General features: G+C 65.3%; 16 protein-coding genes. 10 read left to right on the top strand and 6 right to left on the bottom strand.

The genetic code is table 11. The features are described 5' to 3' along the window. Positions 1 to 40: 40 nt before the first annotated feature. Together AB5Y53_RS12300 and AB5Y53_RS12295 are read right to left on the bottom strand one after the other, a co-directional pair. Positions 41 to 3115: a beta-galactosidase gene (locus tag AB5Y53_RS12300; RefSeq protein ID WP_368182165.1), complete on the bottom strand. Its 3075-nt coding sequence runs from the start codon at positions 3113 to 3115 to the stop codon at positions 41 to 43. A 644-nt stretch (positions 3116 to 3759) separates the two neighbouring features. Further along, positions 3760 to 4764 carry a substrate-binding domain-containing protein gene (locus AB5Y53_RS12295; RefSeq protein WP_010676018.1) on the bottom strand — a complete coding sequence of 335 codons (1005 nt, stop codon included), beginning with the start codon at positions 4762 to 4764 and terminating at the stop codon, positions 3760 to 3762. A gap of 216 nt (positions 4765 to 4980) precedes the next feature. Here AB5Y53_RS12295 and galE point away from each other — a divergent pair, with 216 nt between their 5' ends. The 6 genes from galE (at position 4981) to bacA (ending at position 11557) form a co-directional block, all read left to right on the top strand. Further along, positions 4981 to 5994 (top strand): UDP-glucose 4-epimerase GalE, encoded by a 1014-nt coding sequence (galE, locus tag AB5Y53_RS12290; protein WP_368182163.1) that lies wholly within the window; start codon positions 4981 to 4983, stop codon positions 5992 to 5994. Between the two features lie 49 nt (positions 5995 to 6043). After that, complete coding sequence (locus AB5Y53_RS12285; protein WP_323955847.1) at positions 6044 to 7102, top strand: UDP-glucose--hexose-1-phosphate uridylyltransferase; 1059 nt, start codon at positions 6044 to 6046, stop codon at positions 7100 to 7102. Beyond that, a complete protein-coding gene (gene galK / locus AB5Y53_RS12280; protein WP_368182161.1) occupies positions 7099 to 8247 on the top strand; it encodes a galactokinase in 1149 nt (382 codons plus the stop codon). Before AB5Y53_RS12285 ends, galK begins: the two co-directional genes overlap by 4 nt. 27 nt (positions 8248 to 8274) lie before the next feature. After that, complete coding sequence (locus AB5Y53_RS12275) at positions 8275 to 9342, top strand: galactose-1-epimerase (RefSeq protein WP_368182199.1); 1068 nt, start codon at positions 8275 to 8277, stop codon at positions 9340 to 9342. Between the two features lie 149 nt (positions 9343 to 9491). Next, positions 9492 to 10487: an aldo/keto reductase gene (locus AB5Y53_RS12270; protein ID WP_368182160.1), complete on the top strand. Its 996-nt coding sequence runs from the start codon at positions 9492 to 9494 to the stop codon at positions 10485 to 10487. 254 nt (positions 10488 to 10741) lie between these two features. Further along, complete coding sequence (gene bacA / locus AB5Y53_RS12265) at positions 10742 to 11557, top strand: undecaprenyl-diphosphate phosphatase (RefSeq protein WP_368182159.1); 816 nt, start codon at positions 10742 to 10744, stop codon at positions 11555 to 11557. Between the two features lie 111 nt (positions 11558 to 11668). Here the strand turns inward: bacA and AB5Y53_RS12260 are convergent, their stop codons facing one another. The 3 genes from AB5Y53_RS12260 to AB5Y53_RS12250 all read right to left on the bottom strand — a co-directional run bounded on the left by AB5Y53_RS12260 (position 11669) and on the right by AB5Y53_RS12250 (position 13587). Beyond that, positions 11669 to 12334: a ChrR family anti-sigma-E factor gene (locus tag AB5Y53_RS12260; RefSeq protein WP_010676025.1), complete on the bottom strand. Its 666-nt coding sequence runs from the start codon at positions 12332 to 12334 to the stop codon at positions 11669 to 11671. Continuing rightward, a complete protein-coding gene (locus AB5Y53_RS12255; RefSeq protein ID WP_010676026.1) occupies positions 12327 to 12896 on the bottom strand; it encodes a sigma-70 family RNA polymerase sigma factor in 570 nt (189 codons plus the stop codon). The genes AB5Y53_RS12260 and AB5Y53_RS12255 overlap by 8 nt, the downstream gene beginning before the upstream one ends. A 124-nt stretch (positions 12897 to 13020) precedes the next feature. Continuing rightward, a complete protein-coding gene (locus tag AB5Y53_RS12250; protein ID WP_010676027.1) occupies positions 13021 to 13587 on the bottom strand; it encodes an LON peptidase substrate-binding domain-containing protein in 567 nt (188 codons plus the stop codon). Positions 13588 to 13901: 314 nt separating this feature from the next. Between AB5Y53_RS12250 and argS the strand changes: the two genes are divergently transcribed. The 4 genes from argS (at position 13902) to hslU (ending at position 18640) form a co-directional block, all read left to right on the top strand. Next, positions 13902 to 15647, top strand: coding sequence for an arginine--tRNA ligase (gene argS, locus AB5Y53_RS12245; RefSeq protein ID WP_368182158.1), 1746 nt, complete (start codon positions 13902 to 13904; stop codon positions 15645 to 15647). A 3-nt stretch (positions 15648 to 15650) separates the two neighbouring features. Beyond that, positions 15651 to 16499, top strand: a complete 849-nt coding sequence (locus AB5Y53_RS12240; RefSeq protein ID WP_368182156.1) for an SPOR domain-containing protein — start codon at positions 15651 to 15653, stop codon at positions 16497 to 16499. Positions 16500 to 16685: 186 nt separating this feature from the next. Next, positions 16686 to 17219: an ATP-dependent protease subunit HslV gene (gene hslV, locus AB5Y53_RS12235; protein ID WP_005306539.1), complete on the top strand. Its 534-nt coding sequence runs from the start codon at positions 16686 to 16688 to the stop codon at positions 17217 to 17219. A 92-nt stretch (positions 17220 to 17311) separates the two neighbouring features. Further along, positions 17312 to 18640, top strand: a complete 1329-nt coding sequence (gene hslU / locus AB5Y53_RS12230) for an HslU--HslV peptidase ATPase subunit (protein WP_069652381.1) — start codon at positions 17312 to 17314, stop codon at positions 18638 to 18640. An 88-nt stretch (positions 18641 to 18728) separates the two neighbouring features. Here hslU and AB5Y53_RS12225 read toward each other — a convergent pair whose 3' ends face one another. Continuing rightward, complete coding sequence (locus AB5Y53_RS12225) at positions 18729 to 20153, bottom strand: MFS transporter (protein WP_368182155.1); 1425 nt, start codon at positions 20151 to 20153, stop codon at positions 18729 to 18731. Positions 20154 to 20233: the final 80 nt, after the last annotated feature.

The raw sequence follows: 20233 nt of genomic DNA, 5'->3' as shown, positions 1-20233 counted from the left end.
ACTGCCTTTGGGTCTCGCCATCTCCCGACGGCGGGTCCGGCTAGCTCAGACGGCAGTGCCACTGATAACGCCCCGGCAACAGCCAGAACTCGGGCCGCACGCTCTGGCTCCAGGAGTCGTCGCCTCCCACCCCCATGTGGAAGCCATCGAGGCAAAGGTGTGTGCCCCCCAGGGCCACCAGATCGGTCTGGTGACGGGCTTCTGCCAGCTGCTGCTGACTGTAGCGGCTGACGCTGAAGTGGAAGCGCCCCTCCACCGCCAGATCCCCCAGTTGCAGTGCGCGGGTATCGCAGCGCAGTCCGTTGTCGGTGGGGAAGACATAAGGGGTGTGCAACGCCTCGATGGGCAATTGCCAGCGACCGAGATCAGCGGCGAGCCGGCGATCCGGGTAATTCTCGTGGGGGCCAAGCCCCAGCCAGCTCACCGGGGCACCTTCGGCCGGTTCATCGGTCAGCCAGAGCCGGGCACCGATGCGCGGCAAGGAGGGCATGTCGGCGGCCACCTCCACCTCGATGGCGAGGTGCATGGCGCCCTCCCCGTCCATCCTGTGATGCCAGCGGGTCAGGATCTTCGGCTCGTCACCCACGAAGTAGGCGTGGTGCGCCGTGATGAGACCCTGCTCCGGACTCGCCTCCAGGCCGAGACAGCGGTGCTGCAGATCATTGAGTCCGGCCTCCTGCCAGCGGGCAATCCAGGCGTTGGGATCGGCGTGATCCGCCTCGCTGGTGCCGATATCGTTGTCGAGCGGCGCCCGATAGAAGTGATCGGCGATGGCGTCGCGCAGCCGCTCGCGGCCCTGCTTCTGCCAGCTGACGATGCGACCACTGGCCTTGTCGAGCTGCCACAGGGACTCTGCGGCGCCAAGCACCCAGTGATCGCGCTGCTCGGTCAGGCTGACCGCCGGGCAGGCCGACGGCAGCGCCAGGGGCGCGGGCAACAGGCATTGCTGGCGAGCCACCTCGTGACCCGCTCCGGCCCAGGCCGTGGCGGTGGGCTGCACGATGGCGAGATCCAGCCAGGCGATCGCCCCCGGCGCAAAGGCCGGCAGTTGCTCCAGCAGGGTCAGCGTCACGCTCCCCCGGGGGGCCAGCTCGAGCGGGCATTCACCCTGGCTCACCACCACACCGTCTTCACACAGACGCCACAGCAGGCGTTCGTTGTCCGTCTCCCGGAACAGGTATTCGCTGCGGATCTCCACCGTCAGCGGCTGGCGACCCTGCAGGGTCAGAACAAAGGGCTGCTGGGCACGCCGGGCTTCAAACAGGGATGGATGGGGGGTGCGATCGGGGAACAGCAGGCCGTTGCAGCAGAACTGGCGATCGTTCGGAGTGTCGCCGAAATCGCCACCATAGGCCCAGAAATGACGGCCATCGTCGGTCTGCTTGTCCAGCCCCTGATCGACCCAATCCCAGACAAACCCACCCTGCAGCCGCGGATGATCGCGAAATGCCTGCCAGTAATGGGCATAGCCCCCCAGGCTGTTGCCCATGGCGTGGGCGTATTCGCACAGGATCAGCGGCCGGGTCTCTTCCGGCAGGCCGATCCACTTGGCCAGCGCCCACTTGGGCACCGCCGGGAAGGGTTGATCCTGGTGGGTACGGGCATACATGGGGCAGATGATGTCGGTGGCCGGGGTGTCGGCCCCGCCCCCTTCGTACTGCACCGGGCGGCTGGGGTCCGCCCCCTTCACCCAGCGATACATGGCGTCGTGGGCCGGGCCATAACCGGATTCGTTCCCCAGGGACCAGATGATGATGCAGGGGTGGTTGAAGTCCCGGGCCACCATGCGGGTAACCCGCTCCAGGAAGGCGTTGCTCCAGGCGGGATCCCGCGCCAGCCGCCCCATGGGGGTCATGCCGTGGGTCTCCAGGTTCGCCTCGTCCACCACATAGAGGCCGAGCCGGTCGCACAGGCGATAGAGCTCGGGGTGATTGGGATAGTGGGAGCAGCGCACCGCGTTGAAGTTGTGCCGCTTCATCAGCAGCAGATCCTGCTCCATGTCGGCCGGGGTCACCACGTGACCCGTGGCGGGATGGTGTTCATGGCGATTGGCACCACGAATCAGCAGGGGCTGACCGTTGACCCGCAGCAGGCCGCCACGGATTTCCACCGCCCGAAAGCCCACGTCATGGGCCTCGCTCTCGAGAGCGCTTCCCTGCTCGTCCAGCAGGGTCAGGGTCAGGCGATAGAGGTGCGGGGTCTCGGCGCTCCACTTGTGTGGCGCCGTTACCGTCAGCCACAGCTCGGCGCGATCGTCATACACCCCTTTCTCGTCGATGGCCTGGGTGCCGATCCGCTGGTGCAGGGTCGCGACCCGCTCGTCGCCATCATAGAGGTTGGCCTCCACCGACAGACCGGCCCCGTTGGCCGCCTGCAATTCAACCTTGAGGCGGGCATCCCGGTAGCAGGCGTCGAGCTCGGGCGTCACCCGGATATCCATCAGATGACGGACCGGTTTGTGCAGCAGGCTGACGGAGCGGAAGATGCCGCTCATGCGCCACATGTCCTGATCTTCCAGATAGGAGCCGTCAGACCAGCGCAGCACCAGGACGGCAAGGCGGTTGACCCCGGCCTGAAGGAAGGGGGTCAGATCGAATTCCGCCGGCAGCCGGCTGTCCTGGGAGTAGCCGACCCAGCGGCCGTTGCAGAAGAGGTGAAACGCGCTGTCCACCCCGTCGAAGATGATCCGGGTCTGCCCCTCGGCCAGCCAGTCCGCAGCAACCGTGAACTCGCGGGAGTAGCAACCGGTGGGATTCTCGGCAGGCACCCGGGGCGGGTCGCAGGGAAAGGGGTATTTGATGTTGGTGTAGATGGGCACATCCGTGACGGGCCGCGCCCCCGGATAGGCCGCAGCCAGTTGCCAGTTGCCCGGCACCTTGATGGGGCAGGCATCCGGCAGATCCTCCACCAGCCACTGCTCCGGCACCCGCTCCGGGGCCTCGAACCAGGAGAACTGCCACTCGCCGTCCAGCAGCAGGCGGGAAGGTGACAACCCCCCCATCCTGGCTTCCCCTTCACTGCGCCAACTGGACAAGGGGGTATGGGCTGGCAACCGGTTCACGGCGGTGATCCCCTGGGTCTGCCAATCCTGACGGGCCACTATCTCCCTGAGCATGCTTCACTTCTCCCTGCATTCACGCTGAAAACCACTGCAGTGTAGGAGAGTTTTGCCCGGTGATCGGCGATCCCGCTCACACAGATGTAAACGATTACACTCATTTTGTTAAGTAAAACGGAGTAAAAATCGGATAAATCCGGGTAAATGACCCCACGGGGGAAAAAGCGGACCTTCGGAAGGGCAAAAGATGCCCGGGAGTGTGAAACCGGGAGGCAATGGCCGAGCCAGCGGAGCAAGCCATGGCAAAGACCCGACATCGCGCCCCCCTCGCCTCATCAGGTGCTGGAGCGCCTCAACCCGGTTCCGGGCACGCAGCCCGGCCTCTCGAAGGAGCGCGCAGAGGCCACGATCGCCCCTGCCCGGCGCAGAGAAAAGCCATGACGGGCGTCTGGCAGGATCTGGCCGGAAGTGAGGCTCGGCAGGCCGGGGGAGAGGGGCTCGTGACAGACGAGCGGGAAGAGCTGCCGAGTTCGGCAGGCAGGGAGCGTGAGGGGACCGTTGTCACTCCTCAGACAGTCCTTTATGGTCTGCGCTCGCCATGCTCTGAGCTACCTATCGTCTGAGCTATGGGGCGCTTTATGGGCTGCAGTCCGGGTTCGCCAGGCGCAGCGCTTGCGCCGACGGGGGCGCAAGCGCTGCGATCAGGACCTGACGGGAGCGACCGAATGGCGGTTGATCAGGGTGGGGGTATAGATGCGGCTCTGCACCGATTCGCTCTCCCCTGCGGCGAGTTGCAGCGCCAGCTTGGCCGCCTGGGCCGCCATCAGCTCGATGGGATAGCGCATGGTGGAGAGCTTGGGTCTCAGGTATCTGGCGTAGATGATGTCATCGAAGCCCACCACAGACACCTCTTCCGGCACCTTGAGGCCATTGTCCGCCAGCACGGAGATGGCCCCTGCCGCCATGGCGTCGTTGTAGGCCACCACCGCCGTGATGGGCAACCCCTTGGCCAGCAGGTTGAGCATGGCGCGCTCGCCCCCCTCTTCATTGGGCATGCCGCTCTCCACCAGCTCGGGATCGGCGAAGACCTCCGCCTCCGCCAGGGCATCCTGATAGCCCTGGTGGCGCAACAGCGCATCCTCGATGGCGTGATCCGAGCTCAGGAAGGCGATATGGCGGTGGCCGAGATCCAGCAGATGACGGGTGGCTGTCGCCGCACCCTGGCGGTTGTTGAGAGCGATGCAGCGCCCCCTCAGACTCGGAATGTCGCGGTTGATCAGCACCATGCCGGGGGCGCGCAGGGCGTAGTCGACCAGCTCCTCGTCGCCGAGCGCCTTGCTGTGCACCACCAGTGCCTCGCAGCGTTTGCCGATGAGCAGCTCGATGGCCTCCCGCTCCTGCTGGGCGCGGTGAAAACCATTACCCATCAACAGGTGCAAGCCCTGCTCCACTGCCACCGCAGCGACCCCTTTGACCAGGGCGCCGAAGAAAGGATCCGCCACGTCGCCCACCACCACTCCCATGGTGTCACAGGTCTGGCTGACCAGGGCCCGCGCGTTGGCGTTGGGGGTATAGCCCAGCTCGGCCATGGCCTTCAGCACCACCTCGCGGGAGGCGGCACTGGCCTTGGGTGAGTTGTTCATCACCCGTGAAACCGTTGCCACTGACACATTGGCCAAACGGGCGACATCCTTGATGGTGCTCATGCTGTTTTCACTTATTTCACGCTGCAACTGGCCGCATTATACCGTTCAATGTCACTGATAACAGGGGGAAAAATCAGAACTTGCCACATTGGTCGATGAAAACAAGTGTAATCGTTTACACATATTTGTTAAGCAGCTCACAGTTTGCCCGTCAGCCCCTCGGCTAGACTCCTGCTCAGGCTTTCCTGATGCGAGGAGTTGAGGGTGGAACAACGGATGAAAGTACTGGTCACCGGCGGTTGCGGCTACATCGGCAGCCACACCTGTCTGGCCTTGCAGGCCGCAGGCATGGAGCCCGTGGTGGTAGACAACCTCTGCAACAGCAAGGCGGGCGTCCTGACCCGTGTCGCCGCCATCAGCGGGCGCCAGCCCCGCTTCTACGAAGGGGACATCCGTGACCCGGCCCTGCTGGATCGCATCTTCAGCGAGCAGCACATCGACGCCGTGATCCACTTCGCCGCCCTCAAGGCGGTCGGCGAGTCGACCCGCATCCCGCTGGACTACTACGAGAACAACCTGAGCGGCACCCTGGTATTGCTGCAGGCGATGAAACGGGCCGGGGTACGCAATCTGGTGTTCAGCTCGTCGGCCACCGTCTACGGCGATCCCGCCAGCACCCCGATCCGGGAGGATTTCCCCCGCAGCGCCACCAACCCCTATGGCCGATCCAAGCTGATCATCGAGGAGATCCTCGAGGATCTGCAGCGGGCCGAGCCCCACTGGAGCATGACCCTGCTGCGCTATTTCAACCCCGTCGGCGCCCACGAGTCCGGCACTCTGGGGGAGGATCCCCAGGGCATCCCCAACAATCTGATGCCGTTTTTGACCCAGGTCGCCATCGGCCGGCGCGACTGCCTCTCGGTCTTTGGTAACGATTACCCAACCATCGACGGCACCGGGGTGCGCGACTACATCCATGTGATGGATCTCGCCGAAGGGCACGTCAAGGCTCTGGAACACTGCGCCGGACGGGGCGGTGTCCACGCCTACAACCTGGGCACGGGCCAGGGCCAGAGCGTGTTGCAGATGGTCGCGGCGTTCGAGGCCGCCTGCGGTCGGCCCCTTCCCTACCGGATCGAGCCACGGCGCCCCGGCGACATCGCCGAGTGCTGGGCCGATCCCGCCAAGGCCGCTCGGGAACTGGACTGGCACGCCAGCCGGGATCTCGCCGCCATGTGCGCCGACAGCTGGCGCTGGCAGTCCGCCAACCCCAATGGTTACGAGGCGTAGGCCCTGGCCTGCGCCTTCGGATGTATTCAACTCACAGACTGGAGTGATGATGTTCAACCCCGTTGATCACCCCCACCGCCGCTTCAACCCGCTCACCGGCCAGTACGTGCTGGTCTCCCCTCACAGGGCCAAGCGCCCCTGGCAAGGCCAGGTCGAGAAGGTGAGCCTGGCGCCGAGCCAGGCCCATGATCCCGACTGCTTCCTCTGTGCGGGCAACACCCGGGTGACCGGCGATATCAACCCCGACTATCAGGACACCTTCGTCTTTACCAACGACTTCGCCGCCCTGATGCAGGACACCCCGGCCGCCGACGCGGCGCCGGATCCCCTGCTGAAGCTGGAAGCCGCCCGGGGCACCAGCCGGGTCATCTGCTTCTCGCCGGATCACGGCAAGACCCTGCCCGAGCTGCCCCTGCCCGCCATCGAAGGGGTGATCACCACCTGGATGGACCAGGTGGCCGAGCTCTCTGACCAGTGGGAATGGGTGCAAGTCTTTGAAAACAAGGGCGCCGTCATGGGCTGCTCCAACCCGCACCCTCATGGCCAGCTCTGGGGCAGCGACTTCCTGCCCAACGAGATTGCCCGAGAAGAGGCGCACCAGCGCGCCTGGCTGGCCGAACACGGCCGCCCCCTGCTGCTGGACTATGTGGAACGGGAGCTGGCGGATCGCTCCCGCATCGTGGTGGAGACGGCCCACTGGCTGGCGGTGGTGCCCTTCTGGGCGGCCTGGCCGTTCGAGACCCTGCTGCTGCCCAAGGCCCATGTCCCCTCCATGCTGGATCTCACCCGGGAACAGCAACAGGACCTGGCCATCGCGCTCAAGGAGCTCACCAGCCGCTACGACAACCTGTTCCAGTGCAGCTTCCCCTACTCCATGGGCTGGCACTTCGCCCCGCCCCGTTCCGACTGCCCCGAGGCGTGGCAACTGCACGCCCACTTCTATCCGCCCCTGCTGCGCTCCGCCACGGTGCGCAAATTCATGGTGGGCTTCGAGATGCTGGCCGAAACCCAGCGCGATCTCACCCCGGAACAGGCGGCGGAACGGCTGCGCGCCCTCAGTCCCATCCACTACAACGACCAGAACCAGGCCAACGAGGAGGCCCTATGACCCCGAGCCAGCGCGTCAGCGCCGTGTTTGCCGAGCAGTTTGAGCAACAACCCGACCTGCTGGTACGGGCTCCAGGCCGCGTCAACCTCATCGGCGAGCACACCGACTACAACGACGGCTTCGTGCTGCCCTGCGCCATCGACTACGAGACCTGCGTCGCCATCGGCCTGCGCGGCGACAACCTGGTCGAAGTGATCGCCGCCGACTACGACAACCAGCGCGACCGGTTCAGTCTCGATCAACCCATCGAGCACCACCCCAGCCAGCGCTGGAGCGACTATATCCGCGGCGTGGTGAAACACCTGCAGGCACGGGGCCACGCCCTGCGCGGCCTCAATCTGGTGGTCTCCGGCAACGTGCCCCAGGGGACGGGTCTCTCCTCCTCCGCTTCCCTGGAGGTGGCCATCGGCCAGGCCTTCAAGGAGGCCCAGGGGCTGGCCATCAGCCAGGCGGAAATCGCCCTCAACGGCCAGCAGGCGGAGAACCAGTTCGTCGGCTGCAACTGCGGCATCATGGATCAGATGATCTCCGCGAGCGGCAAGCAGGATCACGCCCTGCTGCTCGATTGCCGCTCCCTGGAGACCCGGCTCATCCCCATGCCCACCGATCTGGCGGTGCTCATCGTCAACTCCAACGTGCGCCGCGGCCTGGTGGACAGCGAATACAACACCCGTCGCCAGCAGTGCGAAACCGCCGCCCGTCACTACGGGGTCAAGGCCCTGCGCGACCTGGATCTGGCGACCCTGGAAGCGGGCAAGGCCGGGCTGGACGAGACCTGCTATCGCCGTGCCCGCCACGTGGTCGGCGAGAACGCCCGCACTCTGGCGGCGGCCGATGCGCTGGCACAGGGCGATCTGGTGCGCCTCGGCGAGCTGATGGGCCAGTCCCACGCCGCCATGCGCGATGACTTCGAGATCACCGTGCCTCCCATCGACGGCCTGGTGGAGATCATCAAGGCCCGGCTCGGCAGCGAAGGCGGTGTGCGCATGACCGGTGGCGGTTTTGGTGGCTGCGTGGTCGCCCTGCTGCGCCCCGAGAAGGTGGCCGAGGTGATCGCCGTGGTGGAGGCGGAATACCCGGCCCGTTTCGGCCTCAAGGCGGACTGTTACGTCTGCCGTGCCAGCGCAGGGGCCGGCAGACTGTAACGCACGCCTGACAACGGGTGACGCCCCCTGCCCGGCACTCGCGACGCCGGCAGGGGGCGACGGGATCACGACGGGGAACCGCAAACAATGATGAGATTCGAACTGGAAAACGAGGAGGGACTGCGGCTGCGCGGTCTCGCATACGGGGCCACCCTCACCTCCCTCACCCTGCCGGTGGCGGGAGAGCGGCGGGAGGTGCTGCTGGGCTGCGCCGACGAGGCCTACCTCACCCAGCAGGTATGGCTGGGGGCCGTGGCGGGGCGCTTTGCCAACCGCATCGGCGGCGCCCGCCTTGAGCGGGAAGGCCAGTGCTGGACGCTGGACGCCAACCAGGGGGCCAACTGCCTGCACGGCGGGCGCGACGGGTTCCATCGCCGCACCTGGCAGATCAAGGAGCAGGAGGCGGACAGGGTCAAGCTGGCGCTCCTCTCCCGTGCGGGGGATCAGGGCTTTCCCGGCAATCTGAGGGTGAGCCTGGAGTATCGGCTGGAGCAGTGCGATCTGGTGGTCGACTTCTGCGCCAGCACGGACGCCCCCAGCCCGGTCAGCCTCACCAGCCACGCCTACTTCAACCTGGATGGCGGTGGCGACATCCGCCACCACACCATCAGCCTAGACGCCGACCGCTACCTGCCCACGGATGACCAGAGCCTGCCGCTGGCCATCGCCCCGGTGGAAGGCCCCTTCGATCTGCGCGCCCCCCGCCCCATCGGCCAGGCGTGGCTGGACCACCCCCAGCAGCAGTTGGCCAAGGGGTACGATCACGCATTTCTGCTCAACAACAGCGATTTTGAGCCTGTTGATGAGCCGTTTGGTGGGTCCGGCCAGCCATGGGCCGCCCGGGTGATCTCGGGGGATGGCAAGCTGACCATGGCGGTCTACACCAACCAGCCCTCCCTGCAGTTCTACAGCGGCAACTGGCTGACCGGCACACCGGATCGTCAGGGCCGACCCTATCGGGATTACGACGGCTTCTGCCTGGAGGCCCAGCAATTGCCCGACAGCCCGAACCGGCCCGCCCTCGGCGATCCCTGGTTGCTGCCGGGGCAGCGTTATCGCCACCAGACCCGTTATCGCTTTATTCCTGCCCCCTGACAGCCCTGCTCGGGCAGACGAAGGGGCCCGGGCGCGCCGCCACGTCATGGCGGCCCCGGCCCCGATGGCAACGCCGAATCAGCCGGGGTGAGGCCCGCCGCAGGGCCCGTCGCTCCTCATTGCACACCAGCCCAAGGAACCGCACCGTGATGGATGACAACTACCTCGCCGCCCCCGACCGCTACCAGCGCCAGTCCTACCGACCGGCGGGCCACCACGGCCTGCGCCTGCCCGGCATCGGTCTGGGTCTGTGGCACAACTTCGGCGCCGGGAGCGATCCCGCCACCGCGAAGGCCATGGTGCACCAGGCGTTCGATCTGGGGATCACCCACTTCGATCTCGCCAACAACTACGGGCCGCCGCCGGGATCTGCCGAACTGACCTTCGGCACGCTGCTCAAGAGGAGCCTGGCTCCCTATCGGGACGAACTCATCATCGCCAGCAAGGCGGGCTACGTGATGTGGGACGGCCCCTACGGCGATGGCGGCAGCGCCAAGTACCTCTTCGCCAGCCTGCACCAGAGCCTGCGCCGTCTGGGCCTCGACTACGTGGACATCTTCTATCACCACAGGCCGGATCCCCGCACCCCGCTCGAGGAGACCTGCCAGGCCCTGGCCCTGATGGTGCGCCAGGGCAAGGCGCTCTACATCGGCCTCTCCAACTACCCGGCCCCGCTCGCGGCCAAGGCTGCCACCCGGCTGGCGGAGCTCGGCACCCCCTGCCTGGTCAACCAGCTCAAATACTCCCTGTTCCAGCGCGATGTTGAGCCCGACACCCTGCCGGCCTGCCGGGAGCACGGCATGGGGGTGGTCGCCTTCTCGCCCCTGGCGGGGGGGCTGCTGAGCGATCGCTACCTGGCGGGCATTCCCGCGGATTCCCGTGCCGCCAGTGCCAGCCCCTTCCTCACGGCGGACCAGATCACCGAGGAGAAGCTCGCCACCGTCCGCGCCCTGCATGCACTGGCCCTGCAACGGGGTCAGTCCCTGTCGCAACTCGCACTGCAATGGGTGCTGCGCGACCCCGTGGTGAGCTGCGCCCTGATCGGCGCCAGCCATCCCCAACAGATAACGAGCGCCGTCGACGCCCTGGGGCAGCCCCCCCTGGACGATGATCTTCAACAGAAAATCCTGTCAATATTGTCCTGACAGCACAAAAAGATCATAAAACCGAGGACATCTGGCGTGACTGACCTGTCAGAACGTGACGGGGCAGTCATGGCTTCTGACAACATGCTGCAAGCCGCGCCCTGCATGGTCCGCCAGCGCCCTTTCCCGGCCGGAACAGGGCGCTGAAATCCCCAATATTCACTGGTTGCCCGCGTGATTTTCCGCCATCATTGGCCGCCCCGACCCGTTCGGGGTTGATTTTATCCAGACCCCATAACCAAGAGATCTGCACCATGACCGAATCCTACGCCCTGTTCGTTGCCTTTGTGCTGGGCATAGTGGAAGGCCTGACCGAGTTCCTCCCCGTCTCCTCCACCGGCCACATGATCATCGTCGGCCACCTCCTCGGGTTTGAAGGACCCAAGGCCGCCACCTTCGAGGTGGTGATCCAGCTCGGCTCCATCCTGGCAGTGGTCGTCATGTTCTGGCGCCGCCTGTTCGGACTCATCGGCATTCACTTCGGTCAGAAACCGGCCCCGGGCCACGCGACCCTCTCCCTGGTGCACGTCATCCTCGGCATGCTGCCCGCCGTGGTCGTCGGGCTGGCCATCCACAGCTGGATCAAGGCCAATCTGTTCGGGCCGGAAACCGTGATGTATGCCCTGGTGGCCGGTGGCATCCTGCTCATCATCGCCGAAAAGTTCCGCCCCACCGTGACTGCGGAGACCCTGGACGACATCAGCTACAAGCAGGCCTTCGGCATCGGCCTGTTCCAGTGCCTGGCACTCTGGCCCGGTTTCTCCCGCTCCGGCGCCACCATCAGCGGCGGCATGCTGATGGGCATCAGCCGCCACGCGGCAGCGGAATTCTCCTTCATCATGGCGGTACCCATGATGATCGCGGCCAGCGGCCTGGATCTCTACAAGAGCCGCGACTTCCTCTCCATGGCGGACTTCCCCATGTTTGCGGTGGGCTTCGTCACCGCCTTCGTGGTGGCCATGGTCGCCATCAAGACCTTCCTGGCGCTGATCCGTCGTCTCGACTTCATCCCGTTCGCCATCTACCGCTTCCTGCTGGCCTTCGTCGTCTACCTGGTCTTCGTGGCCTGATGGGCTTCGCCGCCAAGCAACACAAAAGGGACCCGAGGGTCCCTTTTTTCATGCCGTGATACCGCCTCAGTCGCGCGGCAGCCCGCTATCGCCGAGCAGCCGTGACCCAACTCAATAGAGGTGCTGGCTGATGCCGTTGAGCAGCCGTGACAGCCCCTTGGTGAACTGCACGGGGGCATCCTGCACCGTGTAACAGAGGCAGCCGTCCGGGGTACGGGGACTGTGGGCGTGGCTGGCGTCACGCCAGATGAAATCCCCCGCCTGATAGCGGGTGTCGCCATCCTCGATGGTGCCCGCCAGCAGCAGGGTCAGCTCATATCCCTTGTGGGTGTGCTCGGGGATCCGCCCCCCCGCCTCGATGTGGAGCAGGTTGGCCCGCGCCCCCATCTCGTCCAGGGGCAGGCTGACCTGACGGATGGCCCCGAGATGACGCCACCTGGGGGCATGATGCCGTGCCAATGCCCGCGGCAGCCGGTAACTGTGACCCGCCACCCTGAGCTCTGGCCTCGGGCTCTCGGGAAGGGCGAGCGCCGCCTCCGTCGCCACCGGCTGTTGCAGTATGCCCGCCAGCATGGCATCGAATCCGGCGGGCAGTGCCTCGTCCGGCGCGTCAGGGGCGAGATGCTGGCACGCCAGCGCCTCTTCAAATTCCTTCACCCGGGCGGCGCACTCGGGGCAGAACTCGCAATGGGCGGAGACACCGACGGCCAGCGGCAGGGGCAGCTCGTCGGCGGCGAAGGCGCGCAGCATGGGTTCAGTCGGATGGGTCTTAATCATGGCCTTGCTCCACTTGTTCCTTCAGTTTCTGTAGTGCCAGCCGCAGCCGGGACTTGATGGTGCCAAGGGGCACGCCGAGCCGGTCGGCCAGCTCCTGCTGGGAGAGCTCCTGCAGGTAGATGCCGCGCACCACCTGCTGCTGCGGCTCCGGCAGCGTGGCGACATAGTGGGCCATCTGGCGGGTCAGCACCGCGTCTTCACCGCCGCTCAGGTGCTCCTCTTCGGCCCGGAACTCCAGCAACGGCCAGATCTCCTCGGCGCAGAGCTCCTCCTTGCTGGCGCGGCGGCGGCGCAGCATGTCAAAGCTCTGGTTGCGCATCACTGTGTAGATCCAGGTGGTGGCGGCACCCTTGTCGGGGTGATAGAGCCGTGCCTTCTGCCAGACCAGCAACATGGTCTCCTGCACCAGTTCCATGGCGTTGGCTTCGCTGCCGAGGTGGCGCAGCCCGTAGCTGCGGATGCGCGGCGCGAAGTGGTGGAACAGGGTGGCGAAGGCAGCCTTGTCGGCACGCTCGGCCACCCGGACCAGCAAAGATGTGAGGTCGCCGTCTGGGTTGTCCATGGGGGGCGATGTCCTGCGTGGAGCCGATTGTGGTTGGCCAGTATATGCCATTGCGCCATCCCTCGCGTGTGGTGTTCACCCCCAATACGGTGAGCGAGGAAAAAGGATCACCGGGAAGGGGAATTCAATGGCTCGCGACCAGCAGACCGCTCAGCAGGGAGAGGGTGGGCTGGTTGTCCTTGGCCGCCACCAGCCACTGTTTTTGCTCCACCGGGATGGGCAGCACCTCCAGCCAGCGCTGGGCGACCCAGCTCGCATCCTCCCAGTCCGGCTCCGGATAGAGTGCCGCGTACTCCGGATAGTCGTTGAACACATCCTGCAACGCCTTGGCCAGGGAGTGCTGATCCGCCTGGAGCCTGCCGCTCTGCCAGGGGGGCAGGGGCTCCACCTCGCCGACCCGCAGACCGTCCTCTTCCTGCCAGAGATCCGTGATACGCACCCGCTCCACCCCGAGCACCGTGATGCCGAGCAAACCATCGGGCAGCAGATCGAAATCGATGATGCGCACCCGGGTGGCGATGGGGTACATGTTGCGCAGCGCGTCGGGCTGGCGGGGGTCCAGCATGCAGAGCGCGAACTCCCGCTCCCGGGACTCGGCGATCATGCGCTGGTATCTGGGCTCGAAGATGCGCAGCGGCATGATGCCGCCCGGCAGCAGGTGAGCGGAGAGTGGAAACAGTACCAGTGTCATGGGAATCATCCTCCAACGGCTTCCTCAAAGGATACGACCGCCACGGGAAGCGGGATCATTCAGATCGAATCGGTATAAATAACCCTGTCATAATCAGGGGGAAATAGCCTGGACAAGCCGTTTCGTTATGCAGTAGAAATGGATAACCACCACTTACCCAAATCAATATCCTGCAATGTGGTGGAAAACGCAGTGAAATATCCGCCACGCCCACGGGTGCGGGCCGTTCCTATAGTTTTCTCGGCCCGATGCGGGTAAAATTCACGCCCTTATCCAGTCAGTCACTTTTCGACGCGCAACCTCGGTGGTCAGTTATGAAAGAGCATATTCATCATCTACTTGAACAAACGGTAGCCAATCTCAAGTCCGCAGGCGTCCTGCCCGCCGACCTGGAAGCCCGGGTGCAAGTAGACCGATGCAAGGAGAAGGCTCACGGCGACCTGGCCACCAACCTGGCCATGCTGCTGGCCAAACCGTCCCGCAAGAATCCCCGCGAGCTGGCCGCTGCCATCATCGAGCACCTGCCTGCCTCCGATCTGATCGCCAAGGTCGAGATCGCCGGCCCCGGCTTCATCAACTTCTTCTTCGACCCGAGCTGGCTGGCCGGTCAGGTGGAAGCCATGGTGACCTCCGACAACGCCAACGTGAAGCTGCCGGCGCCGCAGACCGTGGTGGTGGACTACTCCGCCCCCAACGTGGCCAAGGAGATGGCGGTGCACCACATCCGCTCCACCGTGCTCGGTGACGTGGCCGCCCGCGCCCTCGAATTCCTGGGCCACAGGGTGGTGCGTGCCAACCACATCGGCGACTGGGGCACCCAGTTCGGCATGCTGATCGCCTATCTGGAGAAGATGGCCAACGAGCACGCCTCCGACATGGAGCTCAAGGACCTGGAAGCCTTCTACACCCAGGCCAAGCGTCACTACGACGAAGACGAAGCCTTCGCCGAGCGCGCCCGCAACTACGTGGTGAAACTGCAAGGTGGCGATGAGTACTGCCGCACCATGTGGAAGAAGCTGGTCGACATGACCATGGAGCAGAACCAGCGCAACTACGACCGTCTGAACATCTCCCTGTCCAACAAGGACATCATGGGCGAGTCCATGTACAACGACATGCTGCCGCAGATCGTTGCCGACCTGAAAGCCAAGGGGCTGGCAGTCGAGAGCGAAGGGGCCACCGTGGTCTTCCTGGACGAGTTCAAAAACAAGGATGGCGAGCCCATGGGCGTCATCATCCAGAAGAGCGACGGCGGTTTCCTCTACACCACCACCGACATCGCCTGCGCCAAATACCGTTACGAAAACCTGGGCGCCGACCGGGTCATGTACTTCATCGACTCCCGTCAGCACCAGCACCTGATGCAGGCCTGGACCATCACCCGCAAGGCGGGCTATGTGCCGGAATCCGTGCCCCTCGAGCACCACGCCTTCGGCATGATGCTGGGCAAGGACGGCCGTCCCTACAAGACCCGCTCCGGCGGCACCGTCAAGCTGGTCGACCTGCTGAACGAAGCGGAAGAGCGCGCCAGCGCCCTGCTGGAGAGCCGCAACAGCGACCTCTCTGCCGAAGAGAAGGCCCAGGTGGTGCACGCCATCGCCATGGGCGCGGTCAAGTATGCGGATCTCTCCAAGAACCGCACCACCGACTACATCTTCGACTGGGATCTGATGCTCTCCTTTGAAGGCAACACCGCCCCCTACCTGCAATACGCCTACACCCGTATCCAGTCCATCTTCCGCAAGGCCGGCGTCGATGCCGATACCCTGAGCGGCAAGGTGGTCCTGAGCGAAGACGCCGAAGAGACCCTGGCCCAGAAGCTGATCCAGTTCTCCGACGCGGTCAACGGCGTGGCGGACAAGGGGATGCCGCACCTGCTCTGTACCTATCTGTACGAGCTCTCCGGCAACTTCATGACCTTCTACGAAGCCTGCCCGATCAACAAGGACGGCGTGGACGAAGCGACCCGCCAGAGCCGTCTGCTGCTGTGCGCCGCCACCGCCAAGGTGCTCAAGCTGGGCCTGGGCGTGCTGGGCATCCACACCCTGGAGCGCATGTAATAGATGGCGACCCGGGATTACGTCGGCAACAGCCCGAGACGACGGGCGGGTGGCCGTAACATCAAGAAAGCGGCCCCTCGCCGCTTTCCTGTTATCCCGGCACTGCTGGCCGGGGCCCTGGTCGTCGGTTTCGGCGCCTTCCTCTACCTCATCAACGGCAAGGGCGCCGATGCCCCCACCATCGAAGAGCAGGTGAAGGCCAACAAACCCAAGGCACAGGGCAATACCCTGCCCCAGGAGAAGTGGAGCTACATCGAGCGGCTGGAGAACAAGCAGGTGGACATCATAGAGCCGCCGCCCCAGCCGGGCGTGCTGCCGCCCCCGCCCGCCGAGACCATGACCCTGCAACCGGAGGCACTGCCCAAGCCGGTCGCGACTGACATTCCCCAGCCGGGGACCCCCATCGGTCAGGTGAAGCCCTATCAGCCGCAACCGGTGCAACCGGCCAAGCCGACCACCGGCGCCCCGGTCGCCAGCGCCCGGGAGCAGGTGATCGACCAGAAGGCCGAGCGTGAGCGGATGGAACGGGAGATCCGCGCCGAACTGGAGCGGGAGCGTGCCGAGGCTGCCAGGGCCAAGGCGGCGACCCAGACTGCACAGACCGCAGCCGCCGACGGCGGTCGCTACATGATGCAGTGTGCCGCCCTGCGCTCCCAGGATTCCGCGGAATCCCTCAAGGCGCGCATCGCCTTCACCGCCGGGCTATCCTCCAGTCTGCAGGTGGTCAACGGGGCCGGTGGCGCCGTCTACAAGGTGATGGTGGGCCCCTTCAACGGCAAGGCGGCGGCCGATGCGGCCAACCGCAAGCTGCAGGGCTCGGGCATCAGCGGCTGCATCCCCAAGAAGGGGTGATCGCCGCGTCCATGCACAGGGCCGGGTGGCAACACCCGGCCCTGTTTCTTTTGGCGCCATCCCGCGCCCACCCGATCCCTCCCCCGCGATCCGTGCTCGGCACAGGCTTGAAAAGCCGTTTTGCCATCCCCATCTTTTCCTCCATGCACAGTCAGGCCGTCATTCGGCTCAAGCGAGGTAAGTAAAGTGACTACCATAGTTTCAGTTCGCCGCAACGGTCAGGTCGTCATCGGTGGCGATGGCCAGGTTTCTCTTGGCAACACCGTCATGAAGGGCAACGCCCGCAAGGTTCATCGCCTCTACAACGGCAAAGTACTGGCTGGTTTCGCCGGCGGCACCGCCGACGCCTTCACCCTGCTCGAGCGCTTCGAAGCCAAACTGCAGGCCCATCAGGGCAACCTGGAGCGCGCCGCCGTGGCGCTGGCCAAGGACTGGCGCACCGATCGCGCCCTGCGCCGCCTCGAAGCGCTGCTGGCCGTCGCCGACGAGCACAAATCCTTCATCATCACCGGCAACGGTGACGTGGTGCAGCCGGAGCACGATCTCATCGCCATCGGCAGCGGCGGCAACTTTGCCCAATCCGCCGCCATCGCCCTGCTGGAGAACACCGAGCTCGACGCCAAGAGCATTGTCGAGAAGTCCCTCAAGATTGCGGGCGACATCTGTGTGTTCACCAACGGCAACCACACCATCGAAGTGCTGGATTATTCAGCTAAATAAGTCGGCGAAATAGGGCCGCCAAATAAGGCCGCCAGCCAAACCCCATTTTCCAAGGGGTGGGCCCTGCCCGCCCCGGATACAGGAACGCCATCATGTCCGAGATGACCCCGAGAGAAATCGTCCACGAGCTGGACAGACACATCATTGGTCAGGCCGACGCCAAGCGCGCGGTCGCCGTCGCCCTGCGCAACCGCTGGCGCCGGATGCAGCTCTCCGAGGAGATGCGCCACGAGGTGACCCCGAAGAACATCCTGATGATCGGCCCGACCGGCGTCGGCAAGACCGAGATCGCCCGTCGCCTGGCCAAGCTGGCCAACGCCCCCTTCATCAAGGTGGAAGCGACCAAGTTCACCGAAGTGGGCTATGTGGGCAAGGAAGTGGACAGCATCATCCGCGATCTGACCGATGTCGCCATCAAGCTGGTGCGCGAGACCGAGATGGAGAAGATGAAATACCGCGCCGAGGAAGCCGCCGAAGAGCGCATCCTCGACGCCCTGCTGCCCAACCCGCGCAACAGCTGGGGTGAGGAAGAGAAAGCCGACAACTCCAACACCCGCCAGATTTTCCGCAAGAAACTGCGGGAAGGTCAGCTGGATGACAAGGAGATCGAGCTGGATCTGGCCGCCTCCCCCATGGGTGTCGAAATCATGACCCCGCCGGGCATGGAAGAGATGGCCAACCAGCTGCAGGGGCTGTTCCAGAACCTGGGCCAGAATCAGAAGAAGAAGCGCAAGATCAAGGTCAAAGAGGCCATGAAGGCGCTGATCGAAGAGGAAGCGGCCCGCCTGGTCAACCCGGAAGAGCTGAAGCAGAAGGCCATCGCCTCCGTCGAGAACAACGGCATCGTCTTCCTCGACGAGATCGACAAGATCTGCAAGCGCGGCGAGAGCTCGGGCCCGGACGTTTCCCGTGAAGGGGTTCAGCGCGACCTGCTGCCGCTGGTCGAGGGCTGCACCGTCAACACCAAGCACGGCATGGTCAAGACCGATCACATCCTGTTTGTCGCCTCCGGCGCCTTCCAGATCGCCAAGCCGTCTGACCTCATCCCCGAGCTGCAGGGCCGTCTGCCGATCCGGGTCGAGCTGACCGCCCTGACCACCGAAGACTTCGAGCGCATCCTGACCGAGCCGAACGCCTCCCTGACCGATCAGTACAAGGCGCTGATGGCCACCGAAGGGGTCAACATCGAGTTCACCCAGGATGGCATCCGCCGTCTGGCCGAAGCCGCCTGGCAGGTCAACGAGCGCACCGAGAACATCGGTGCCCGTCGTCTGCACACCGTGATGGAGCGGCTGATGGAAGACATCTCCTACGACGCTTCCGAGAAGTCCGGCGAGACCTTCGTCATCGACACCGACTACGTCAACGCCCACCTCGGCAAGCTGATTGAAGACGAGGATCTGAGCCGCTTCATTCTGTAACAGGTTGATCGATAACGAGGAGCTGAGCGGTTTACTATCCTGCTCAATCCCATAACAAGACGCCTCCCCTGTGGAGGCGTCTTCGTTTTCAGCGTTCTCCCGACTCGCAGCCGTCCCGGGCCACATCACCCTGCACGGCACGCTCCTCCCTTCCCGCCAGCCAGAGCGCACTCATCAGCAGCAAGGCTGTCAGGGCGAAGGTGGCCCGGGTGGCAAACGCCAGCTCGTCCGCCGTCGCGAGGGCGAGATCGGGCCGCCCCGCCAGGGCGGCGAACAGGCCCCCCAGCCCCGCCGCCCCCGTCAGCTGGCCCAGGTTGCGCGACAGGGTCAGCAGCCCGGCCACGGCGCCACGGCTCGCCCCCTCCGCCTCCCCCACCACGGCGCTGTTGTTGGCGGTCTGGAACAGGGCATAACCGGCGGTGAGCAGCAGGATGGGCAGCAGGTAGCCGAGGGGCCCGAGCGCCCTGTCCAGCAAGGCCAGCAAGACGGCGGCCACCACCATGAGTCCCAGGCCGAGGCGCACCACAAGGGTCGCCCCCACCCTGTCCACCAGCCAGCCGGCGGGCATGCCGGACAGCGCCGCCAGCAGGGGGCCCATGGAGATCATCAGCCCCACCGTCCCCATGTCGAGGGCAAAGGCACCGTGCAGGTAGAAAGGACCGATCAGCAGCGTCGCCACCATGACGCTGGCCACCAGCGCACTGGCGATGATCCCGCCTCTTCGCCTGGACGCCCCCAGCAGCGCCAGGGGCAGCAGGGGGCGACGGGCGCCCGAGTCGGCACGCACGAAGAGCACCATGGCGACGAGCGCCCCTATCCCCGGCCAGGCCCCGAGCGGGCTGCCCCGGGTCAGTGCCAGCCCGTAGCAGAGCAGCGCCGTCACCAGCAGCAACAGACTGGTGAGCGGGAGACCTCCCTCGGCAGAGCCCGCCTCATCCCGGGGCAGATCCCGCCAGGCACACCCCAGCGCCAGCAACGTCAGGGGGAGCAGCAGCAGGAAGGGAGCCTGCCAGCCAAATCCGCCGATCAACAGGCCGCCAAAGGAGGGGCCGAGCGCCGTGCCGCAGGCCGACAGGGTGCCGAGCAATCCCATGCTCCAGCCCCGTCGGGCTGGCGGCACCAGCTCTCCTGCCATGGCCAGCGAGAGCACCAGCATGCAGGCCGCACCCGCCCCTTGCAGGGTGCGAGCGGCAATGAGCCAGCCAATGGAAGGGGCCAGGGCGCACAACAGGGAAGCCAGCGCAAAGACCCCGGTCCCCCAGAGCAGCACGCGACGCCGCCCCAGACGATCGCCGAGCCGACCCGCCACCACCGTCAGACTGGTGATCCCAAGCAGGTAGGCCACCAGCACCCATTGCAGGCTGGCGAAGGGCACGCCGAAGTCCTGCCCCAGGGCAGGCAGCACCAGGTTGGCCATGCTGCCCGCCAGCATAGGTAGCAGGGTGGCGAGCCCGAGCCCCGCGAGACCAAGACGGCGCGTCACGGGAGGGGAAACAAGAAGTGGTGTGGACATGGCAGTCTCTCCGGAAAGTGATGATGCACTCAGGCTAGCGGGGGGGATGACAAGGCGGAAGACGCACGGATTGCAGCTTA

Source organism: Aeromonas sp. R7-5, from assembly GCF_040908015.1.
In the GTDB taxonomy this organism is placed as follows: domain Bacteria; phylum Pseudomonadota; class Gammaproteobacteria; order Enterobacterales; family Aeromonadaceae; genus Aeromonas; species Aeromonas caviae.
The sequence above is the reverse complement of the archived record's forward strand: the minus strand, read 5'-3'. Positions and strand labels throughout refer to the sequence as shown.